Source organism: Methylobacterium sp. WL69 (genome assembly GCF_008039485.1).
Lineage (GTDB): Bacteria > Pseudomonadota > Alphaproteobacteria > Rhizobiales > Beijerinckiaceae > Methylobacterium.
In genome coordinates, this window is sequence record NZ_VRUZ01000021.1 from 1 (window position 1) to 18,341 (window position 18,341).

The following is an 18,341-nucleotide window of genomic DNA, read 5'->3' on the forward strand; positions in this document are numbered from 1 at the left end:
GAGGGGATGGGGTCCGGCCGACCATGGCGCAAACCCGCCGGCGTGTCCGTGGCGCTCGCGCGTCGCCCTGTGGGAAACCGATGGTCTGGTCAGCCCTTGGAATGGAGCACCACGTCGCGCTCGCGCTGGACGGGTGTGCAGGTGGTGTAGAACGCGTTGAGCACCGTCGGGCGCGAGTCGCAGGCATAGCCGAGGCCCGGCGCCGGAGCGGGGACCGGATCACGGGCGACGATGGGCTTCGGGGCGCAGGCGCCGGCCGACGCGGCGAACGCCAGCGCGGCAAGGAGGGTCAATCGGCGCATGCGATCCTCTGCGAATGAAACTCGCGTCATCGCCCGACCCTGCGGATGCCGGGCGCGGGTGACAAGCCGCGCCGACGGCCCGCCTTCCGCTTTGCCGCGCCCTGTCGCCGCCGCGCAACAATGCGCGGCGGATCTGGGGTCAGCCGGCCTTGGCGAGGGGCGCCGATCCGGTCGAGGGCTCGGCGGGCGGCACCACGTTGTGGAGCGTCCGGTCCGAGGTCTCGAAGAACCGCCGGATGTTGCGCGCCGCCTGCCGGATGCGCTGCTCGTTCTCGACGAGGGCAATGCGGACGAAGTTGTCGCCGTGCTCGCCGAACCCGATGCCGGGGGCGACGGCCACGTCGGATTTCTCCAGCAGCAGCTTCGAGAATTCGAGGCTGCCCAGCGACTGGTACTTCTCCGGGATCGGCACCCAGGCGAACATCGAGGCCGAGGGGCTCGGGATCTTCCAGCCGGTCTTGTCGAAGGATTCGATCAGGGCGTCGCGGCGCTTCCGGTAGATCCCCCGCATCTCGACGATGCAATCCTCCGGCCCGTTGAGGGCGGCGGTCGCCGCCACCTGGATCGGCGTGAAAGCGCCGTAGTCCAGGTACGATTTCACCCGGGTGAGCGCGGCGAGGAGCCGCTCGTTGCCCACAGCGAAGCCCATGCGCCAGCCGGCCATGGAGAAGGTCTTCGACAGAGAAGTGAACTCCACCGTGCAGTCGATGGCGCCCGGAACCTGCAGCACGGAGGGCGGCGGCTCGCCGTCGAAATAGACCTCGGCATAGGCGAGATCCGACAGGATGATGATCTCGTGGCGCTTGGCGAAGGCGACGAGGTCCCGGTAAAAATCGAGGCTCGCCACGTAGGCCGTCGGGTTCGACGGATAGCAGACCACGATCGCCACGGGCTTGGGGATCGAGTGCTGCATCGCCTTCTCGATGGCCGGGAAGAACGCCGGGGTCGGCTCGGCCGGCACGGAGCGGATCACGCCGCCCGCCATGAGGAAGCCGAAGGCGTGGATCGGGTAGCTGGGGTTGGGCACCAGCACCACGTCGCCCGGAGCCGTGATCGCCTGGGCCATGTTGGCGAAGCCCTCCTTCGAGCCCAAGGTCGCCACCACCTGGGTGTCGGGGTTCAGGCTCACGCCGAAGCGGCGCTTGTAGTAATTCGCCTGGGCGCGGCGCAGGCCGGCGATGCCCTTGGACGATGAGTAGCGGTCCGTGCGCGGCCGACCGGCCGTCTCCACCAGCTTGGCGATGACGTGCTTCGGCGCGTCGAGGTCGGGATTGCCCATGCCGAGGTCGATGATGTCGGCGCCGTTGGCGCGGGCCTGGGCCTTGATCCGGTTCACCTGTTCGAAGACGTAGGGCGGCAGGCGCTTGATGCGGTGGAAGTCGGTCATGGCCTTCACGGTGTCCATGGGCGCGGATCGGGACCGAGGCGCGCGAAAAGGAAGGGGCTGTCATCACCCGGAGATACCGGCGTGGTCTATCACTTCGCGCGTGGAGCGCCGACCGTTATCTTTTTGGCGCCGCCCCCAAGGAAAGTTCGTTTCCGGCGGCCCTGGCGGATGCTTCAGGGTGTCGCGGAGGCCGGGCGGGTGGCGCGGCCCGCGCTCTCGGCCGAACGGCCCTGCGCCTCGTTGCGGCCCCGCGCGCCCATGAGTTCGGCTTCCAGGGCCTTGGTGCCCTCGGCCGATTTCGCCCGGATCGGGCGGGCGGGCGCCGAGACGCCCACGGGCAGGAAATCACCCCCCGCCTTGCGCGACTCGGTCACGAAGGCCGGCGCCGCCGGTCCCGGCTGGTAGGCCGCTTTCAAGGGGTTGAGGTCGCTCGAGCAGGCACCCGCGAGCCCCGCCACGGCAGAGAGGCAGGCGGCGGTCGCGACGGCGTGAATCGAGGGCCTGTTCATGACGGATGGGGGCCGATGAAATGCGATGCGGTCTGGCGTAAGTTCGCGATGCCGCGTTAATTTGTCGGAAACGAGGCCCCGAGCCGCCGTCGCCCACGCGGGCGCCGGTCTCTCGCGAACGCGCCTCCGGCCAGGGAGAGAAGCACGCGTGACGACCGAACGGACGACGCCGCTGCCCGACATCGACGCCCTGTCGCGCAATGCCAGCCGGCTCATGGAGGAATTCGGGCGCGCCGCCGCCGTCTATATGAAGCCGGCGACCGACGTCGATGTCCTGAAGGCGCCGCCCGAGCCGCCCGAGGAGGTCAACGATGTGGTGCGGACGCTGGGCACCGTGGCCGAGCGCTGGCTCGTCGACCCGCAGAAGACCGTCGAGGCCCAGGCCAAGCTGAGCGAAGCCTTCATCAGCCTGTGGGGCCAGACCTGGAACCGCTTCCAGGGTGAGGCGGCCCAGCCCGTCGCCGTGCCGGAGGCCAAGGACACGCGCTTCGCCCATGCCGAGTGGTCGACGAACCCGGTCTTCGATTTCATCAAGCAGAGCTACCTCATCACCTCGCGCTGGGCCGAGGGGCTGGTGGACGAGGCCGACGGGATCGACGAGCACACCCGGCACAAGGCGCAGTTCTACCTGCGCCAGATCGTCGGCGCCCTGTCGCCGTCGAACTTCGTGATGACCAACCCCGAACTCATCCGCCACACCCTGGACGAGAACGGCGCTAACCTCGTTCGCGGCATGAAGATGCTCGCCGAGGACATCGAGGCCGGCAAGGGCCAGTTGCGCGTGCGCCAGACCGACCCGGCGGCGGGCTTCGAGGTCGGCGTCAACATGGCGGTGACCCCCGGCGAGGTGGTTTTTCGCAACGACCTGATGGAGTTGATCCAGTACGCGCCCACCACCGAGACGGTGATCAAGCGCCCGTTCCTCATCGTGCCGCCGTGGATCAACAAGTTCTATATCCTCGATCTCAATCCGGCCAAAAGCCTCATCGCCTGGATGGTCGCGCAGGGGCTGACGGTGTTCTGCATCTCGTGGGTGAACCCCGACGAGCGCCACGCCGACAAGGATTTCGAGAGCTACATGCGCGAGGGCATCGAGGCCGCCATCGACGCCATCGGGATCGCCACGGGCGAGAGCGAGGTGGCGGCGGCGGGCTACTGCGTCGGCGGCACCCTGCTCGCCGTCACCCTGGCGATGCAGGCGGCCACCGGCAACAAGCGCATCAAGAGCGCCACCTTCCTCACCACCCAGGTCGATTTCACCCATGCGGGCGACCTGAAGGTGTTCGCCGACGAGACCCAGATTCGCCTCATCGAGGCCCGCATGAAGAAGCGCGGCTACCTCGAGGGCACCGGCATGGCGACCGCGTTCAACATGCTGCGGCCCAACGACCTGATCTGGTCCTACGTCGTGAACAACTACGTGAAGGGCAAGACGCCGATGCCCTTCGATCTCCTGTATTGGAACGCCGACGCCACCCGGATGCCGGCGGCCAACCACTCGTTCTACCTGCGCAACTGCTACCTCGAGAACACCCTGGCGCAGGGCAAGATGATGCTCGGCAACGTCCGCCTCGACCTGAAGAAGGTCGAAGTGCCGGTCTTCAACCTCGCGACCCGCGAGGATCACATCGCCCCGGCCTTGTCGGTGTTCGAGGGCTCGACCAAGTTCGGTGGCCCCGTCGACTACGTGCTGGCCGGCTCGGGCCACATCGCCGGCGTGGTCAACCCGCCCGCCAAGCCGAAATACGGCTTCTGGACCGGCGGCCCCGTGAGCGGGACCCTGGAGGACTGGATCTCGGCCGCCACCGAGACCAAGGGTTCGTGGTGGCCGTACTGGTTCTCGTGGCTCGAGCATCAGGCCCCCACCCGGGTGCCGGCGCGCGTGCCGGGCGAGGCCGGCCTGCCGTCCCTCGGGCCGGCGCCGGGAACGTATGTACGGATGAAGGCCTGATCGGCGCCCCGTACCCTGAACGATCGACTCGGGAACGGTTGGACCGCATTGACGGGCGGATCATTCGGGTGATGGTTTTCGGGGATGCGGTCCGGCTCTCGATCGATCGCTGGCGCGGTTTGCGCCGGCGAGCGCGAACGGGTCGTGTTCAGACGCCTCAACACTCGGAAGACGACATCGGCGACGTCGGTCTGTCGGGTTCCGTATCCTCCGATGCGACGATACGATTGCGTCCGGATGTCTTCGCTCGATAGAGCGCCTGATCGGCCGCCCGGAACAGGATCTTGCCGTTCATTCGATCCACGGCGGATCCGCTCGCCAATCCGATGCTGACGGTGACGACGGACGCGGATTCGTGGTTCCGATGCGGAATGGTCAAGGCTTCCACGGCACGGCAAACCCGCTCCGCCAAGAGGTGAAAGTCCTCTGGCCGCATGTCCACGGCTGCGATCGCGAATTCCTCACCGCCCACGCGCCCGATCAGGGCGAGCGATTCGCAGGTTCTCGACAGGCAGAGCGCAACCGAGCACAGCACATCGTCGCCTTCGAGATGGCCGTACGTGTCGTTGAACTTCTTGAAGCAATCGATGTCGATCATCGCCACGGACAGGGTGCCGTGGATCGCGTGCGCCAGGGCGTCATCGAGTTGCGCATCGAAGCCGCGACGGTTCGCGATCTGGGTCAGCGGATCGATCGTGGCCAGCTTCTCCATAACGGCCTGCTGACGGGCGATCTGTTCGAGACGAATTTCCTCCCGAAGCGTCGTCACATAGTTGCGGCGGCGTTCGTTCTGGAGGCAATGGTTTGCCAGTATGCTCGTGAAGGCCACCATTGCGCCGACGAGTGCGTACGTCATCACGACCGTGCCGTTGGAGATCGGTGACAGCGCCGCCGCGCCCAGCATGCAGGAGACACTCACGGCACAGACGATTGCCGAGGCAAGTGTCGACTGCCCCAGCAAGTTGATCGTAAATCCCATCACGATAAGATTGGCAGATAGGTAAGTCAGGGCCGCCAATTTGTCGGATTGTGCGAATAGGATCGAAAACATGATGCAAGCATTGCATGCGGACAAGGTCGATGCCGCTTGATAAACTGCACGCGAACGCCCCGGATGGAGCATGATCCAGATCATGAGACAGTTGATCGGAATCGCGATGCCCAAGCGGAGGCCGACACTCATCCAAAAGAGTCCGGGGTCGACGATCCAATCGAAGACCATCAGCAGTATGAAAAACGCGGTGCCGAGCATCAGCCCGACCAAGCCGATCCGGCGCTGGGGCTCGCGCTCGTCCCGGATGAACGAAGCCTCCAACTCGCGTGGCAGTCGGACCAGACCGAACGACTGGTAGCGTGCCAGCCAGGAATTCAGCTCTTCGACGTTCACGCTCTATCCGCCCGATGGATCGGCCCAGATCAATATTGAAAAAACAAAGTCCTATTGTTCAATCTCTATGGCATTATGCGGCGATATTAAACACAAAAATCACCTATAATCGATAAACATAGTTGTTTATGTAATTATAAATATAAAAATGCCAGAATGGTCTTTCAGAAGGCTGCCGAGGTGTGACTGTCAGTTAGGATGTTCGCCATAGCCCTCCATCGAGAGTGTGACCTCGTGGATTAGATTGGTACTACTTTCGAAGGAGGCGATGCTTTCAAACGCGATCTCTTGCCGATCGCGCAAATGAGCGTTCATTGGATTGATCAACGGCAGGACCGCTGGTCGACGCCTCTGGTGATCTGCTGGCTCCGTCCGGCGAAGAGGGGCGGGAAGCCTCACGGGCAAGCGAGCGGCGGGACCGAGGTCGTCCCGCCGCTTGCGGGGAAGCCCCGCACTCAAAACTTTCGTATGACGGGCGCCGGCGCGGCAGCGGCGGGTTCGCCGAACACGTAGCGAAAGCCCACCGATACGAGATCGGCGCTGCCGTCGGCCACGCCCGCGAAGGCGATGTTCTGGACGTTGTAGTCGCGCCCCACCCCCGACAGGATGCGGGCCTTGTCGAGGAACAGGTGCGAGTAGGCGACGTTCAGGGTCAGCTTCTCGCTCCAGCGGTAGCTCGCACCGACGGAGACGTTGACGCGGTCGTTGTCCGGCAGGCGCACGGAGCGGTTGGAGAAGTCGATGGGCGATTCCTCGTAGGCCACGCCGGCGCGGAGCGTCAGGGCCGGCGACCAGTCGTACTCGCCGCCAATGGAGTAGGTGAACCCATCCTTGTAGTTCAGGGGCAGGAAGCTCACCGGCACGCCGCGGGTCTTCGAGACGATGCCGATGGTGCCGAGCCGGGTCCAGTTGTCCCACTCGAACCCGAGGCTGACGCGGGCCACGGGCGAGACCGCCTGGGTCAGGCCGACGCTGAGCTTCTCCGGGGTGTTGAGGTTGGCGGTGACCTGGCCGCCCAAGGGCGCCAGGGCCAGGAGCGGCACGCCGATGGAGCCCTCGATGTCGTGGTGGACCGAGGAGCGGTAGCCGATGCCGAAGGCGGTGCCTTCCCACGGGGTGACGAGGGCGCCCGCCGTGAAGCCGACGCCCCACGAGTCGCCCTTGAGGAACGAGCTCGGCAGGGCCGCCGGGTTGATGGGCAGCGGCACGGCCTGGCGCAGGGTGAGGCGGAAATACTCGATGTTCGGGCCGGCGGCGACGGACAGCCACTCGTTGACCTTGAAGCCGATGACCGGATTGAAGGCGAGGGTGAAGATCCGGTTCGAACGGCCGTAGACCTCGCCGGCCCAGACGTTGCGCGGCTTGGTCACGAGGCCGAACGGAGCGCCCGTCTGGATGCCGATCCAGACGCGGTCGCTGAGCTGATACGAGGTGGCGCCCGAGGGCAGCACCGCCCCCTGGCCGATGTCGCTGCTGCCGCCGAGCGGCAGGAAGACTGGGTTGGTGCCGGCCTGGGGCGTGATCCGTCCGGACAGGCCGATGAAGGTGAGGTTCTGCTCCGTGACCCAGCCGAGCCGCATGGTCACGGCGGCCGGGTTCCAGAACATGGACGAGACGCCGCCCGAACCGGCCGCCGCCCCGGCGAAGGCTTCGCCTTGCGCCTGCGTGCTCTGCTCGCGGATGCCGAAGGCGCCGGCGGAGGCGCCATCAATGCCGCCCACAACCATCGCCGACGCGACGCCCGCGAGGGCGATGGACCGAATTCTGCCTGCCATGGAGCTGCTCCCACCCGTTTGTCCGATGCTCGCTGTCGGCACCTTGACAGGGAGAGTGGCGTACTTGCGGCGACTTCGCAATGTGCGGAAAACTAGGTAAAATATACTGTATATAGAGAACTGCACTGTGTTCGGTGAGTAGATCTTTCGAGTCCGCTGTATCCGCTCGCGGACCTCGAATTTTGGTTTAGATGTAAACCTTATCCACGATTGGTCCGGCCCCCCGCGGAAAAGTGATCGGCGTCCGCGTTCCGTCGGCGGGTGTCGCATTCGGGCGACACCCCTGCGTGGGGTTTCGATGTGAGGCGGTTTGCGTCACCCTTGCGGCGGCGACCGCGACGGGCGATGCCGTCGCTCGGGTCAGGCGAAGGAGCGCGCGATGAAACTCATGCGGCACGGTGCGAGCGGCGACGAGCGGCCGGGACTCGTGGACGCAAAGGGTGGACTGCGCGACCTGTCCGGACATCTCCGCGATCTCAGCGGCCTCGCCCTCTCGCGGGAAGGGCTCGACCGGCTTCGCATCATCGACCCGGAAAGCCTGCCCCTGCTGCCGGCGGACACGCGCCTCGGCCCCTGCGTCGGCGGCACCGGCAACTTCATCGCCATCGGCCTCAACTACGCCGACCACGCCGCCGAGATCGGCGCCGACATCCCGGCCGAACCCATCGTGTTCAACAAGGCGCCGTCCTGCATCGTCGGGCCGAACGACCGGGTGATCCTCCCCAAGGGTTCGGCCAAGACCGACTGGGAGGTGGAACTCGCCATCGTCGTCGGCGCGCGCGCCTCCTACGTCCACGCCAACGAGGCGCTCTCCTACGTGGCGGGCCTCTGCCTCTGCAACGACCTGTCGGAGCGCGAATACCAGCTCGAGCGCGGCGGCACCTGGACCAAGGGCAAGGGCTGCCCGACCTTCGGTCCCCTCGGCCCCTGGCTCGTCACCCTGGACGAGATTCCGCGCCTCGACGATCTTCACCTGTGGCTCGACGTGAACGGCGAGCGGATGCAGACCGGTTCGACGGCGACGATGATCTTCGGCGTCGCCCAGATCGTCGCCTACCTGTCGCACTTCATGATGCTGATGCCGGGCGACGTCATCACCACCGGCACGCCGCCGGGCGTCGGCATGGGCGCCAAGCCGCCGCGCTTCCTCAAGAACGGCGACGTGATCACGCTGGGCATCGACGGCCTCGGCACCCAGCGGCAGGAGGTGGTGGCCTTCGACGACTGGACCGCCAGGGTGGCGGCGGGCGAGCCGACCCACTGATCCCGCCCCGCCGGCTTGATTTTCCGGCCGGGATTCGCCTTTTGGTGCCATGATCGAGACGATGACCGAGCTAGCCGCTCCCCGCCCCACCCTGGCGACCTCCGCGATCCGGCACGATTGGACCGTGGCGGAGATTCAGGCAATCCACGACCTGCCGCTCCTCGACCTCGTCTACCGGGCGGCGGAAGTCCATCGCGCCCACAACGATCCGGCCGACATCCAGCGGGCGGCGCTCCTGTCCATCAAGACCGGCGGCTGCCCCGAGGATTGCGCCTATTGCCCGCAATCGGCCCACCACAAGGAGGCGGGCGTGCCGCGGGAGCGGCTGATGCCCGTCGACGCTGTGCTGAAGGAAGCCGCCGCCGCCAAGGCCTCGGGCGCGCACCGCTTCTGCATGGGCGCGGCCTGGCGCCAGCCCAAGGACGGACCGGACTTCGACGCGGTGCTCGCCATGGTGCGCGGCGTGCGCAGCCTCGGCATGGAAGCCTGCGTGACGCTGGGCATGCTCAACCCCTCGCAGGCGGCGCGACTCGCGGAAGCCGGCCTCACCTCCTACAACCACAACCTCGACACCGGGCCCGAGTTCTACGGCGACATCATCTCGACGCGGACCTACGCGGATCGCCTGAACACCCTCCAGAACGTGCGCGACGCCGGCATCGGCCTGTGCTGCGGCGGCATCGTCGGCATGGGCGAGGGCGTGAAGGATCGCGCCGCCATGCTGCAGGTTCTGGCCAACCACGCGCCCCACCCGGAGAGCGTGCCGATCAACGCCCTCGTGGCTGTGGCCGGGACGCCCCTGGAAGAGCGCCCGCCCGTCGATCCCCTCGACCTCGTGCGCATGTGCGCCACCGCCCGCATCGTGATGCCGCGCGCCCGCGTGCGCCTCAGCGCCGGGCGCAAGGACCTCACCCGCGAGGCGCAGATCCTGTGCTTCCTCGCCGGCGCCAATTCGATCTTCTACGGCGAGCGCCTGCTGACCACGGCCAACAACGAGACCGACGCCGACGCCGAACTGCTGCGCGACATCGGCATCTCGGTCCCGGGCCTGACCCTGGCGGCGGCCGAGTGAGCCTCAGGCGCGCTTCTCCGCCGGCAGCGTGATCCGGAAGCGGACGCCCACCTCGGTCTGATCGAGGGTGATCGTGCCGCCGTTGAGTTCGATGAGTTCGGCGGCGATGGCGAGGCCGAGGCCGGTGCCGCCGGGCCGGGTCGAGCCCTTGAACGGCGCGAACAGGTGCGCCCGCGCCCGGGCCGGGAGGCCCGGACCGTTGTCGGTCACCAGGATCGTGACGCTGTCGCCCGCGCGGCTCGCCTCCAGGCTCACCACGGGCGCGCGGTTCGTCGCCTCGGCCTGCATGGCCTGCACGGCATTGCGCACGAGGTTGGCGAGCGCCCGCGAGAGCTGCTCGGGATCGGCGTGGACGGTGATGTCAGGCGCGCAACGTTCCCGAAAGACCACCGCGCAATCTGGCCCGCGCCCGGACAGGTCGGCCTGGTCGGCCAGCAGGGGAGCCAGGGGAAACGGCCGCTGCTGGGGGTGGCACTCCGTCGCCCGTCCATAGGCCAGGGTCTCCTCGCAGAACCGGATCGCCCGGCCGAGGGTCGCCACTAGGCGCGGCGCCACGCGCTGCACCACCGGGTCGGTCACACCCTCCAGGCGGTCGCCGAGGAGCTGCGCCGTGGTCAGCAGGTTGCGCATCTCGTGATTGATCTTGCTCACGGACAGCCCGAGATCGGCGAGGTGGCGCTTGGCCCGCAGCTCGCTCGCCAGCGACATCTCCATCCTGGCCAGGGCGACCTCGGCATCGCCGACCTCGTCGTTGCGCCCCGATGGGACGATGACGCGGGCCGTCTCCTGCGGATCGTCGGCGAAGGCCGTGATGTTGCTGACGAACCGGCGCACGGGCCGCACGATGGCGCGCTGGAGCACGAAGAAGACCAGGCCGGCCACGACGGCGGCGATGGCCAGGGACGTGCCGAGCAGGCGCAGGCAGAACGCCGCCACGGCCTGGCGCAGGGGCGCCTCGTCGACGATGACCTCCACGGGGTCGAAGCCCTCGCGGTATCGTCCGATCACCCGGATCGGGGTCGCCGAGGGGCGGAACAGGGTCTCCCACGCGCCGCCGATGGACTGGGCGAGATCGCTGGATTGCAGGTTGATCACGCGGGAGACGGCGGGCGGCGGCCCGCGGGCGATGACCTTCCGACTGCCGTCGGCATCGGCGATGATCGCCTGCGCCCGGACGCCGGTCAGGAGCCGGTCGGCGAGCTCGGGCGAGACGGTGTGATCCGGCGCGGCGTTGATCACCAGGGCCGCCACATGGGCGGCCGCGATCCGGTCCGAGAGCCACATCATCCGGTAGTTCGCCACCGTCGGCACGTAGATCAGGATCTCGCACAGGCCCACGAGGGTGATGGTGAGCAGGAACACCCGGCCCGAGAGACCCAGGCGAAACCGGGATGCCCGTGGCGCCTGTGCCTGCGCAGCGATGAACGTCGTCTCCGGGTGCAGAGCCTCCGATTTCATGGATGATTTCATCAAGCGTTTCGACCTCTACAGGCCCGTGTGAACAAGTCCGGTCTGGACGATCGCGTCAGATATGGATGGCTCTTGGCCCGGCGACCATCCTCGAATGCGCCAAAAGGCAGGTTGCCCGTGACAAGACGCACGCGCGCATCATGAACAATGATGAAAGCGTCGTTCAAACGGATGGGTTGCAAGGATCATCCACGGCGATGGTCCTGCCGTTGCCCGGAGAAACGGCCGGGCCGAACTTCGCGCGTCGCCCGGTACAGCCTGGGACGGAGCGGGCGTGCTTCGTCGACTGGATACGATATGCAAAAAACTTAGAACGGGACGGTTCGGCCGTCGGCGACCGATCCGCCTCCCCGCACGCCCGCGGTCGCGTCGTGTTCAGGGTAAGTGCCGAGGGCGTTCGGATATCTCAGGATGGGGTGCCGTCGGGAAACGGCGGCCGAGGCGGCGTCGCAGGACGACGGACAGCATGGCGAAGGCGGCAAGGGCGGCGAGGCCGGCGATCATCTTAGGGGTGATCAGGCTCTTCAGGCTCAGGGTTTGGGCGCATTCGAGCTCCCCCGCCGCGCGGCAGGCCGCTCGGGCCGCCTCATGGGTGGCGACCACGTCCTCGATGGCGGCCCCCGTGGTGGCATAGACCAGGGCGCCGGGGCTGAGGCCGACGATCGTCGCGAGGAGGAAGGTCCGCAATGGGACGCCGAAGGCCGCCGGCGCGAGGTTGGTCAGCCAGAACGGGAAGATCGGCAGCAGCCGCAGGAAGGCGACGTAGCCGAAGGCATCCCGCCGGAACCCCGCGGCGAGGCCGGCGAGGCGGGGGCCGGCGCGGCGCCGCAGCAGATCCGATGCCGGGCCCCGGCCGATGGAGAACACGATGGCCGCGCCCGTGCTCGCCGAGGTGACGGCGATGAGGGCGCCGGGCACGATGCCGAAGAGAAACCCGCACAGCATCGTGAGGAACAGGCTCGCCGGCGCGGAGACCACCACGGCACCCACATAGGCGAGGGCCGTCAGGGCCATGGTCCGGGCGGGATTCTCGGCGACGGCGGCGCTCAGCCACGCTCGGGACGCGAGGAGGCGGTCGAGATCGAGGAGTTGCGCGACGCCGGAGACCAGGACCGCGAGGGAAGCCGTGACGATGACGGCAATCGGCAGCCAGCGCAGGATTCGGTGCCGGGCGGGCCGGGGCGAGACCTCGGAAGGCAAGACCTCCGGGGGTGAGATCTGCGGAGGCGTGTCCTCTCGTATCATTCCGGGCCCGTTCGTTCGGCATCGAAGGAGCGCGGTTGTCTTCGCACACCGGCGCGAATTCAACCGCCTTCGCACATACGAAAAAGGCGCCGTCCCGGGGGACGACGCCTGTTCATCAGATCCTAGCGCTTCGCTTAGTAGCGGCCGGCCAGCGGCGAAGTCGGATCCAGGATCGGATCGAGCGGCGAGAAGTCGATGTTGCGGATCGCGCTCGACCGGGCGCCGATGAACGGGCCGTTGGTGATCGGATCGGCGAGGATGCCGGTGCCGAAACGGTCGTTTCGACCGTAGGGTGGGGAGTTCAGGTAGCTCGCCGTGATGAGCTGCGGGTTCGTGGCCGGATTGCTCACGGAGCCATTGTTGGCCTCCACCACGTTGCCGGCATCGAGCCAGGAGCGCGGGCGGATGCGAATCGGCAGCGGCTGGCTGACGCGAACGCCGGCGGGAGCATAGCGTCCCTGCGCTTCGGCCGCGGTGTTGAGGCCGACGCCGGCGAGGGTCAGGGAGCCCATCAGGGCAATCGTGGCAGAGCGCATGATGCACCTTGTGTAAATCTGGAGCGAATGTGTAGGCCGAACTCGTTAAGAAACTCGGCCATTCGTATGCGGGGTTGACGTTCGAGCCCGTGCTTTAGTTCCACGATTAAGGCCGCGCTTGCGCATTGCGCCGCAATCTGGCCTCATTTTTTCGTGGGCCGCCCGTGGCGAGGGACCCCGTCCGGGTATCCGGCGGCGGACGGCAGGCGGGATCGCGCCGTCCGGAGAAGCCGGGCGTGTCCGGCGCGGCCGCGAGGAGGCCATCGAGGGCACAAGCCACGGCGCGGGGCTCCGGCGCCTGGCCGAGGGGGGCGCAGAGCCAGCCGTCGAACCGGAAGAGTGCGCCGGCCGATCCGGCAAAGCCGGTGCAGATCCGGTCGAGGGGGCCGCTGAACGTCGCCTCGAGGGTCTCGACGGCACCGAACTTCGTCTCGATGCGCCCGCGCTCGCCCGTGCGGATCACCGAGAGGCCGGGACCGTCGGCGGCGCGCCGGGCGAGGGTCACGAACAGGCGTCCGGCCGGGGCGCCCGGACCGGCTTCGGCGACGGTGAGGCGCAGGTAGGGCGACTCGATGTTCGGGAAGGCACCGAGAGCGAGGGTCTCCTCGCGCCGGCCGCTGACGGGATCGTGGCGCACGGCCTCGGTCCGGGCCGGCTCTCCGGCCCCGGAATCGTCGAGGCGGAAGCGCGGCGCGGCGACGGCGCTCGGCATCGCCGGCCGGACGGCGAGGCTCACGCTCGGGACGAACGGCGCCGGCGCATCGGACGCCGCCGCAGCATCGCCCTCGGGCCGGGCCGCCTGCGGGCGGGTCTCGCGCGTGAGCAGGCTCAACCCGGCGATGAGGGCAGCCGCACAGGCGAGGCGCGGGAGAATCCGCAGGGCCGCCGCCGGGCGCCGCCGGGGACCGGCCAGGCCTGTCTCCCGTGCCGTGTCATCGCTCGTGGTGATCTGCCGCAACCGTACCGCCTCCGCTTCGGACCGCCCGTCGCGGCGATCCTCGCCGACCGGCCGGTACGATCCGGTTTCGGCCGCGCGCGGCGGCGGCGGTTTTCCGAGTCGCGGTGAATCGCTGCTTAAGCGTCGCGGGCCCGACCCATGCCATGACGGCATGACAGGGTGCGCTTGCGTCCGCGCGCGCCCGTCGCGATCTCATGGGCGGGGGTACGCGATCCGTCTTCCGGATCGATGAAGGACAGCCACACGATGATTCCGCTCTCCGTCCTCGACCTTGCGCCGGTGCCGCAAGGGGCGACTCCGGGCGACGCCCTGCGCAATGCCCTCGCGCTCGCCCGCCACACGGAAGAACTCGGCTACCGGCGCTACTGGGTGGCCGAGCACCACAACATGATCGGCATCGCCAGCGCGGCGACCGCGGTGGTGGTCGGCTATCTCGCGGCCGGCACGCGCACCATCCGGGTCGGCGCCGGCGGCATCATGCTGCCGAACCATTCGCCCCTGGTGATCGCCGAGCAGTTCGGCACCCTGGAGGCCCTGTATCCCGGCCGGATCGACCTCGGCCTCGGCCGCGCGCCCGGCACCGATCCGCGGACCTCGCGGGCCCTGCGCCGGTCCCACGAGGCGGCCGACACCTTCCCGCAGGACGTCCGCGAGCTGCAGAGCCTGTTCGGCGATCTCCAGCCGGGGCAGGCGGTGCAGGCCGTACCCGGCACGGGGCTGAACGTGCCCCTGTGGGTTCTCGGATCGAGCCTGTTCGGGGCGCAGCTCGCCGCCGCCTTCGGCCTGCCCTATTCCTTCGCGTCGCATTTCGCGCCCGACGCCCTGCTGCCGGCGCTGGCGACCTACCGGGCGAACTTCGTCCCCTCCCCCCAGCTGGCGGCCCCGCACGCGATGATCGGCGTCAACGTGGTGGCGGCCGAGACCGATGCGGCGGCGCGCCGGCTGTTCACCTCGGCCCAGCAGCAGTTCACCCACCTGCTGCGCGGGACGCGAGGCCTGCTGCAGCCACCCCTCGATGACATCGAGACCTACTGGTCGCCCGCTGAGAAGGCGCAGGCCTCCCGGATGCTAGCCCGCTCCCTCGTCGGGTCGCCCGAGACCATCGCCCGCGGGCTCGCCGACCTCGTGGCCGAGACCGGGGCGGACGAGCTCATGGTGGCGTCGGCGATCCACGATCCGGCGGCACGCCAACGCTCCTACGCGCTCCTGGCCGAGGTGCGGGACGGCCTGGAACACCGGCCCGCCCGCGTCGCCTGAACACCCCTGCCGGATGCGGTGAACCCTTGACAGGTTCGGGAGCAAGGCGTCTTGCTCCCGCGCTTCACGACTCATGCCGCAGCGCGGCATGGGACGGCATGCCGGATGTCCCGGGATGTGCGACCTCCGCGGCCGGCAGGCCGCCGCGCTGCCCGTCCCGGGTGGTGCGGCGCACGGTGGGGAGGCCCTTAGGACGGTGCCCAAGTCCCGAACGTTGCCGCTTGGCTTCAGTCGAGCGCCGTCCCGGGATCGGGCGCTTCGAGCGGAGTGGTGAGGATCATGGGTTACAAGGTCGCCGTCGTCGGTGCCACGGGCAATGTGGGCCGCGAGATGCTGGACATCCTGTCCGAGCGGGCGTTTCCCGCCGACGAGGTCGTGGCCATCGCCTCGCGCCGCTCCATGGGCCAGGACGTCTCCTTCGGCGACAAGATCCTGAAGGTGCAGGCGCTCGATTCCTACGACTTCTCCGACACGGACATCTGCCTGATGTCGGCGGGCGGCGAGACCTCGAAGGAATGGTCGCCGCGCATCGGCCAGACCGGCTGCGTCGTCATCGATAACTCGTCGGCGTTCCGCTACCATCAGGACGTGCCCCTGATCGTGCCGGAGGTGAACCCCGACGCGATCCTGGGCTTCTCCAAGCTCAACATCATCGCCAATCCGAACTGCTCGACGGCCCAGCTCGTCGTCGCCCTCAAGCCGCTCCACGATGTCGCGAAGATCACCCGCGTGGTGGTCTCGACCTACCAGTCGGTCTCGGGCGCCGGCAAGGACGCCATGGACGAGCTGTTCCAGCAGACCCGCTCGGTCTTCACCGCCGGCCAGATGGTGCAGGAGAAGTTCCCCAAGCGCATCGCCTTCAACGTCATCCCTCAGATCGACGTCTTCATGGAAGACGGCTTCACGAAGGAAGAGTGGAAGATGATGGCCGAAACGAAGAAGATGCTCGACCCGAAGATCAAGCTCACGGCCACCTGCGTGCGGGTGCCGGTGTTCATCGGCCACGCCGAGGCGGTCAACGTCGAGTTCGAGAGCCCGATGTCGGCCGACGAGGCCCGGGCGATCCTGCGCTCGGCGCCCGGCATCCTTGTGGTCGATAAGCGCGAGCCCGGCGGCTACATGACCCCGCACGAGGCGGCGGGCGAGGACGCCACCTACATCTCGCGCATCCGCGAGGACGCCACCGTGGAGAACGGCCTCGCGTTCTGGTGCGTGTCGGACAACCTGCGCAAGGGCGCGGCCCTCAACACCGTGCAGATCGCCGAGATGCTGGTGAACCGGAAGCTCCTGCCGCGCCATCAGGCCGCCTGAAGCGCCCTCCCCGGTCCGTCGCGGACCGGGTTCTTCGAATCCTGCCAGAGACGCCGTCCCGTTCGCGGGGCGGCGTTTTGCGTTCGGAGGCCCTCTTGACCGGCAATGGACCAAAATCGAATTTACTTGAATAATTTCCTATTGTGTGCATCCTACGGTAGAACATTTCATGAACAAAGGTGTTCGCCATGCCAGTGCGCAACCGAGATTTCCGGCTCCGGACGACGGACGGTCGCGATGAGATGCGGCTTCGCCTCGCCCTCCTGACCACGGAGACGAAGCTGCTCCGCGTCCGCCACCTGATGCGGAAGTACGACCCGAATCAGCCCCGCGTTCCGGCCGGCCAGGGCGGCGGCGGACAATGGAGTCCGGCCGGGGGCGGGAACGATTCGAGTTCGCAGACGCAGCAGCGGACGCTGCTCGATGGCGGCGGTGAAGTCCTCACCCTTCGCATTCGCTCCGGCCGCAATGAAGGGGACGAACAGCACCGGGTCATCACGCCCGACGGCGACAGCCGCTTGTTCGAGAATTCCGGCGACACCCAGACCGTTCGCGACGGGCAGACCGGCGAGGTCCTGTCGCGCGGAACGTTCCTGGGAGCGAGTGCGCCGCCCGAGGCGACGGTGCAACCGGTCTTCCTGCCGTTCGTCGTTGTCCCCGCCGTCGCAGCGACGCTGGAAGCAGCCGCGTTCCTGTTCATCTACCTCCGGGCGCGGGAACCGCGTTTCGGGAAGGCGCCCGGTACGACCGCCCTGCGCTACGACTTCGAGACGGATGTGGACAAGAAATATCCGTTGATCTGGGTTGGACCGGTCAGCCAAACGACGCTCAATCAGGCGTGTCCCCTCAATCGCGAGGTGCAGGCGGTGACGAACGAGGCGGCGAAGCGATTGCGGGCTTTGAATCCGCATTTGGACAACACAAGACTTGGCAATCTTATTCACTATGATATTGCCAGGACATTCAAAAATTTGAATTACCTGGGTGTTCATGTAGAGCTTTCGCTCGATAGGAGCGACATAGATGCTCATTATGGCAAGAAAGATTCGGTTCGCTTGGATCTCTTCGAGCTAACACCAGACAATAAGGTGTGCATCTATGACTATAAGACCGGCAGAGATGAGCTGACCCCTACTCGCGCTCTTTTGCTAACTAGGATCGCAAAGACCCGCTTTCCTGAATCGGAAGGTATTATCATGATACAAGTCCGGCCTGAAATATGACAACAAAACGTCAGATCAAGTCTTTGGTTCAGCCGCTTCTGCAGAGGAACCCGGACCTCGTCTTCGTCGGAAACCAGACTCTCTGGTTTCGCCCAGTGGGATCGGTTGGGCGAGTGATCCGAATCGATCGCACGAGCGATGCCGACCAGTGTGTCGCGGATTGGTTTCTGACGGAATTCTTCATGCCCGGCGTCCGGACATGGGAGACGTACGGACGTTGCGGTGATCGCATCGGTCGTTCGGATGGTTTCAAGGGTGGTTGGTATTGGTCCTGGTCCGATCCGACGATGCAGGCGGATTTCATCACACGGGTCGAAGCGGACGCCTTGGACCGACTTCGACCCTTCGATACAGTCAACAAGTGCCTGAATTTCACCCGCGCGCGCCCTGAAACATTTATCCGTCTCGATTCGCATTGGTATCTCTTCGCCCACATAGCCCTCGGGGAACTCGACGCGGCGCGGGCGATGTGGACGAAGTCCCGGGAGTACTATCGCCCGGGCCGGATCATGGACGAACCCTTTCATCAATTGGAATATGACCGCCTTTGTCTGATCGACGCGCCGCTGATGGCCGACGACCGGGCGGGGCTGGCAGCCCTCCTGCACCGGTGGGAGGCGGAGAACATCGTCGGCAGCCCCCTCGAACCCCACTGGGTCAAGAAGCCCCTCCCCCTCGAAGTGGGCTGATGCGG

Annotated in this window: 16 protein-coding genes; 7 read left to right on the forward strand and 9 right to left on the reverse strand. The window is 67.1% G+C overall.

Translation table 11 applies throughout. The features are described 5' to 3' along the window. Positions 1-89: 89 nt before the first annotated feature. From FV218_RS08570 to FV218_RS08580, 3 genes are all read right to left on the reverse strand, one after another. Positions 90-302 carry a hypothetical protein gene (locus tag FV218_RS08570; RefSeq protein WP_056094411.1) on the reverse strand — a complete coding sequence of 71 codons (213 nt, stop codon included), beginning with the start codon at positions 300-302 and terminating at the stop codon, positions 90-92. 139 nt (positions 303-441) lie between these two features. Further along, positions 442-1,689, reverse strand: a complete 1,248-nt coding sequence (locus tag FV218_RS08575; RefSeq protein WP_056095099.1) for an LL-diaminopimelate aminotransferase — start codon at positions 1,687-1,689, stop codon at positions 442-444. A 173-nt stretch (positions 1,690-1,862) separates the two neighbouring features. Beyond that, complete coding sequence (locus FV218_RS08580) at positions 1,863-2,198, reverse strand: hypothetical protein (protein ID WP_147709416.1); 336 nt, start codon at positions 2,196-2,198, stop codon at positions 1,863-1,865. Positions 2,199-2,346: 148 nt separating this feature from the next. Here FV218_RS08580 and phaC point away from each other — a divergent pair, with 148 nt between their 5' ends. Further along, entirely contained in the window at positions 2,347-4,149 is a 1,803-nt protein-coding gene (gene phaC / locus FV218_RS08585) for a class I poly(R)-hydroxyalkanoic acid synthase (RefSeq protein WP_147709417.1), read from the forward strand. A gap of 157 nt (positions 4,150-4,306) precedes the next feature. On the opposite strand, the gene FV218_RS08590 is transcribed toward phaC, so the two are convergent. Further along, a complete protein-coding gene (locus FV218_RS08590; protein WP_147709418.1) occupies positions 4,307-5,536 on the reverse strand; it encodes a GGDEF domain-containing protein in 1,230 nt (409 codons plus the stop codon). Between the two features lie 455 nt (positions 5,537-5,991). Then, positions 5,992-7,311: an outer membrane protein transport protein gene (locus FV218_RS08595; RefSeq protein ID WP_147709419.1), complete on the reverse strand. Its 1,320-nt coding sequence runs from the start codon at positions 7,309-7,311 to the stop codon at positions 5,992-5,994. Positions 7,312-7,690: 379 nt separating this feature from the next. Here FV218_RS08595 and FV218_RS08600 point away from each other — a divergent pair, with 379 nt between their 5' ends. After that, positions 7,691-8,575 carry a fumarylacetoacetate hydrolase family protein gene (locus tag FV218_RS08600; RefSeq protein WP_147709420.1) on the forward strand — a complete coding sequence of 295 codons (885 nt, stop codon included), beginning with the start codon at positions 7,691-7,693 and terminating at the stop codon, positions 8,573-8,575. Positions 8,576-8,636: 61 nt separating this feature from the next. Then, positions 8,637-9,647: a biotin synthase BioB gene (gene bioB / locus FV218_RS08605; protein WP_147709421.1), complete on the forward strand. Its 1,011-nt coding sequence runs from the start codon at positions 8,637-8,639 to the stop codon at positions 9,645-9,647. A 3-nt stretch (positions 9,648-9,650) separates the two neighbouring features. Here the strand turns inward: bioB and FV218_RS08610 are convergent, their stop codons facing one another. The 4 genes from FV218_RS08610 to FV218_RS08625 all read right to left on the reverse strand — a co-directional run bounded on the left by FV218_RS08610 (position 9,651) and on the right by FV218_RS08625 (position 13,856). Next, a complete protein-coding gene (locus FV218_RS08610) occupies positions 9,651-11,105 on the reverse strand; it encodes a HAMP domain-containing sensor histidine kinase (RefSeq protein ID WP_147709422.1) in 1,455 nt (484 codons plus the stop codon). Positions 11,106-11,492: 387 nt separating this feature from the next. Beyond that, positions 11,493-12,317, reverse strand: coding sequence for a VTT domain-containing protein (locus FV218_RS08615; protein WP_246685043.1), 825 nt, complete (start codon positions 12,315-12,317; stop codon positions 11,493-11,495). Positions 12,318-12,496: 179 nt separating this feature from the next. Then, the gene (locus FV218_RS08620) at positions 12,497-12,898 is read right to left on the reverse strand and encodes a hypothetical protein (protein WP_147709424.1); all 402 of its coding nucleotides are present in this window, start codon (positions 12,896-12,898) and stop codon (positions 12,497-12,499) included. A 106-nt stretch (positions 12,899-13,004) separates the two neighbouring features. Continuing rightward, positions 13,005-13,856, reverse strand: coding sequence for a hypothetical protein (locus tag FV218_RS08625; RefSeq protein WP_246685044.1), 852 nt, complete (start codon positions 13,854-13,856; stop codon positions 13,005-13,007). 246 nt (positions 13,857-14,102) lie between these two features. Here FV218_RS08625 and FV218_RS08630 point away from each other — a divergent pair, with 246 nt between their 5' ends. The 4 genes from FV218_RS08630 to FV218_RS08645 all read left to right on the forward strand — a co-directional run bounded on the left by FV218_RS08630 (position 14,103) and on the right by FV218_RS08645 (position 18,336). Continuing rightward, the gene (locus FV218_RS08630; RefSeq protein ID WP_147709425.1) at positions 14,103-15,113 is read left to right on the forward strand and encodes an LLM class flavin-dependent oxidoreductase; all 1,011 of its coding nucleotides are present in this window, start codon (positions 14,103-14,105) and stop codon (positions 15,111-15,113) included. Between the two features lie 279 nt (positions 15,114-15,392). Beyond that, positions 15,393-16,424 carry an aspartate-semialdehyde dehydrogenase gene (locus FV218_RS08635; RefSeq protein WP_056094434.1) on the forward strand — a complete coding sequence of 344 codons (1,032 nt, stop codon included), beginning with the start codon at positions 15,393-15,395 and terminating at the stop codon, positions 16,422-16,424. 188 nt (positions 16,425-16,612) lie between these two features. Beyond that, entirely contained in the window at positions 16,613-17,647 is a 1,035-nt protein-coding gene (locus tag FV218_RS08640) for a hypothetical protein (protein ID WP_147709426.1), read from the forward strand. 113 nt (positions 17,648-17,760) lie between these two features. Continuing rightward, the gene (locus FV218_RS08645; protein WP_147709427.1) at positions 17,761-18,336 is read left to right on the forward strand and encodes a hypothetical protein; all 576 of its coding nucleotides are present in this window, start codon (positions 17,761-17,763) and stop codon (positions 18,334-18,336) included. Positions 18,337-18,341: the final 5 nt, after the last annotated feature.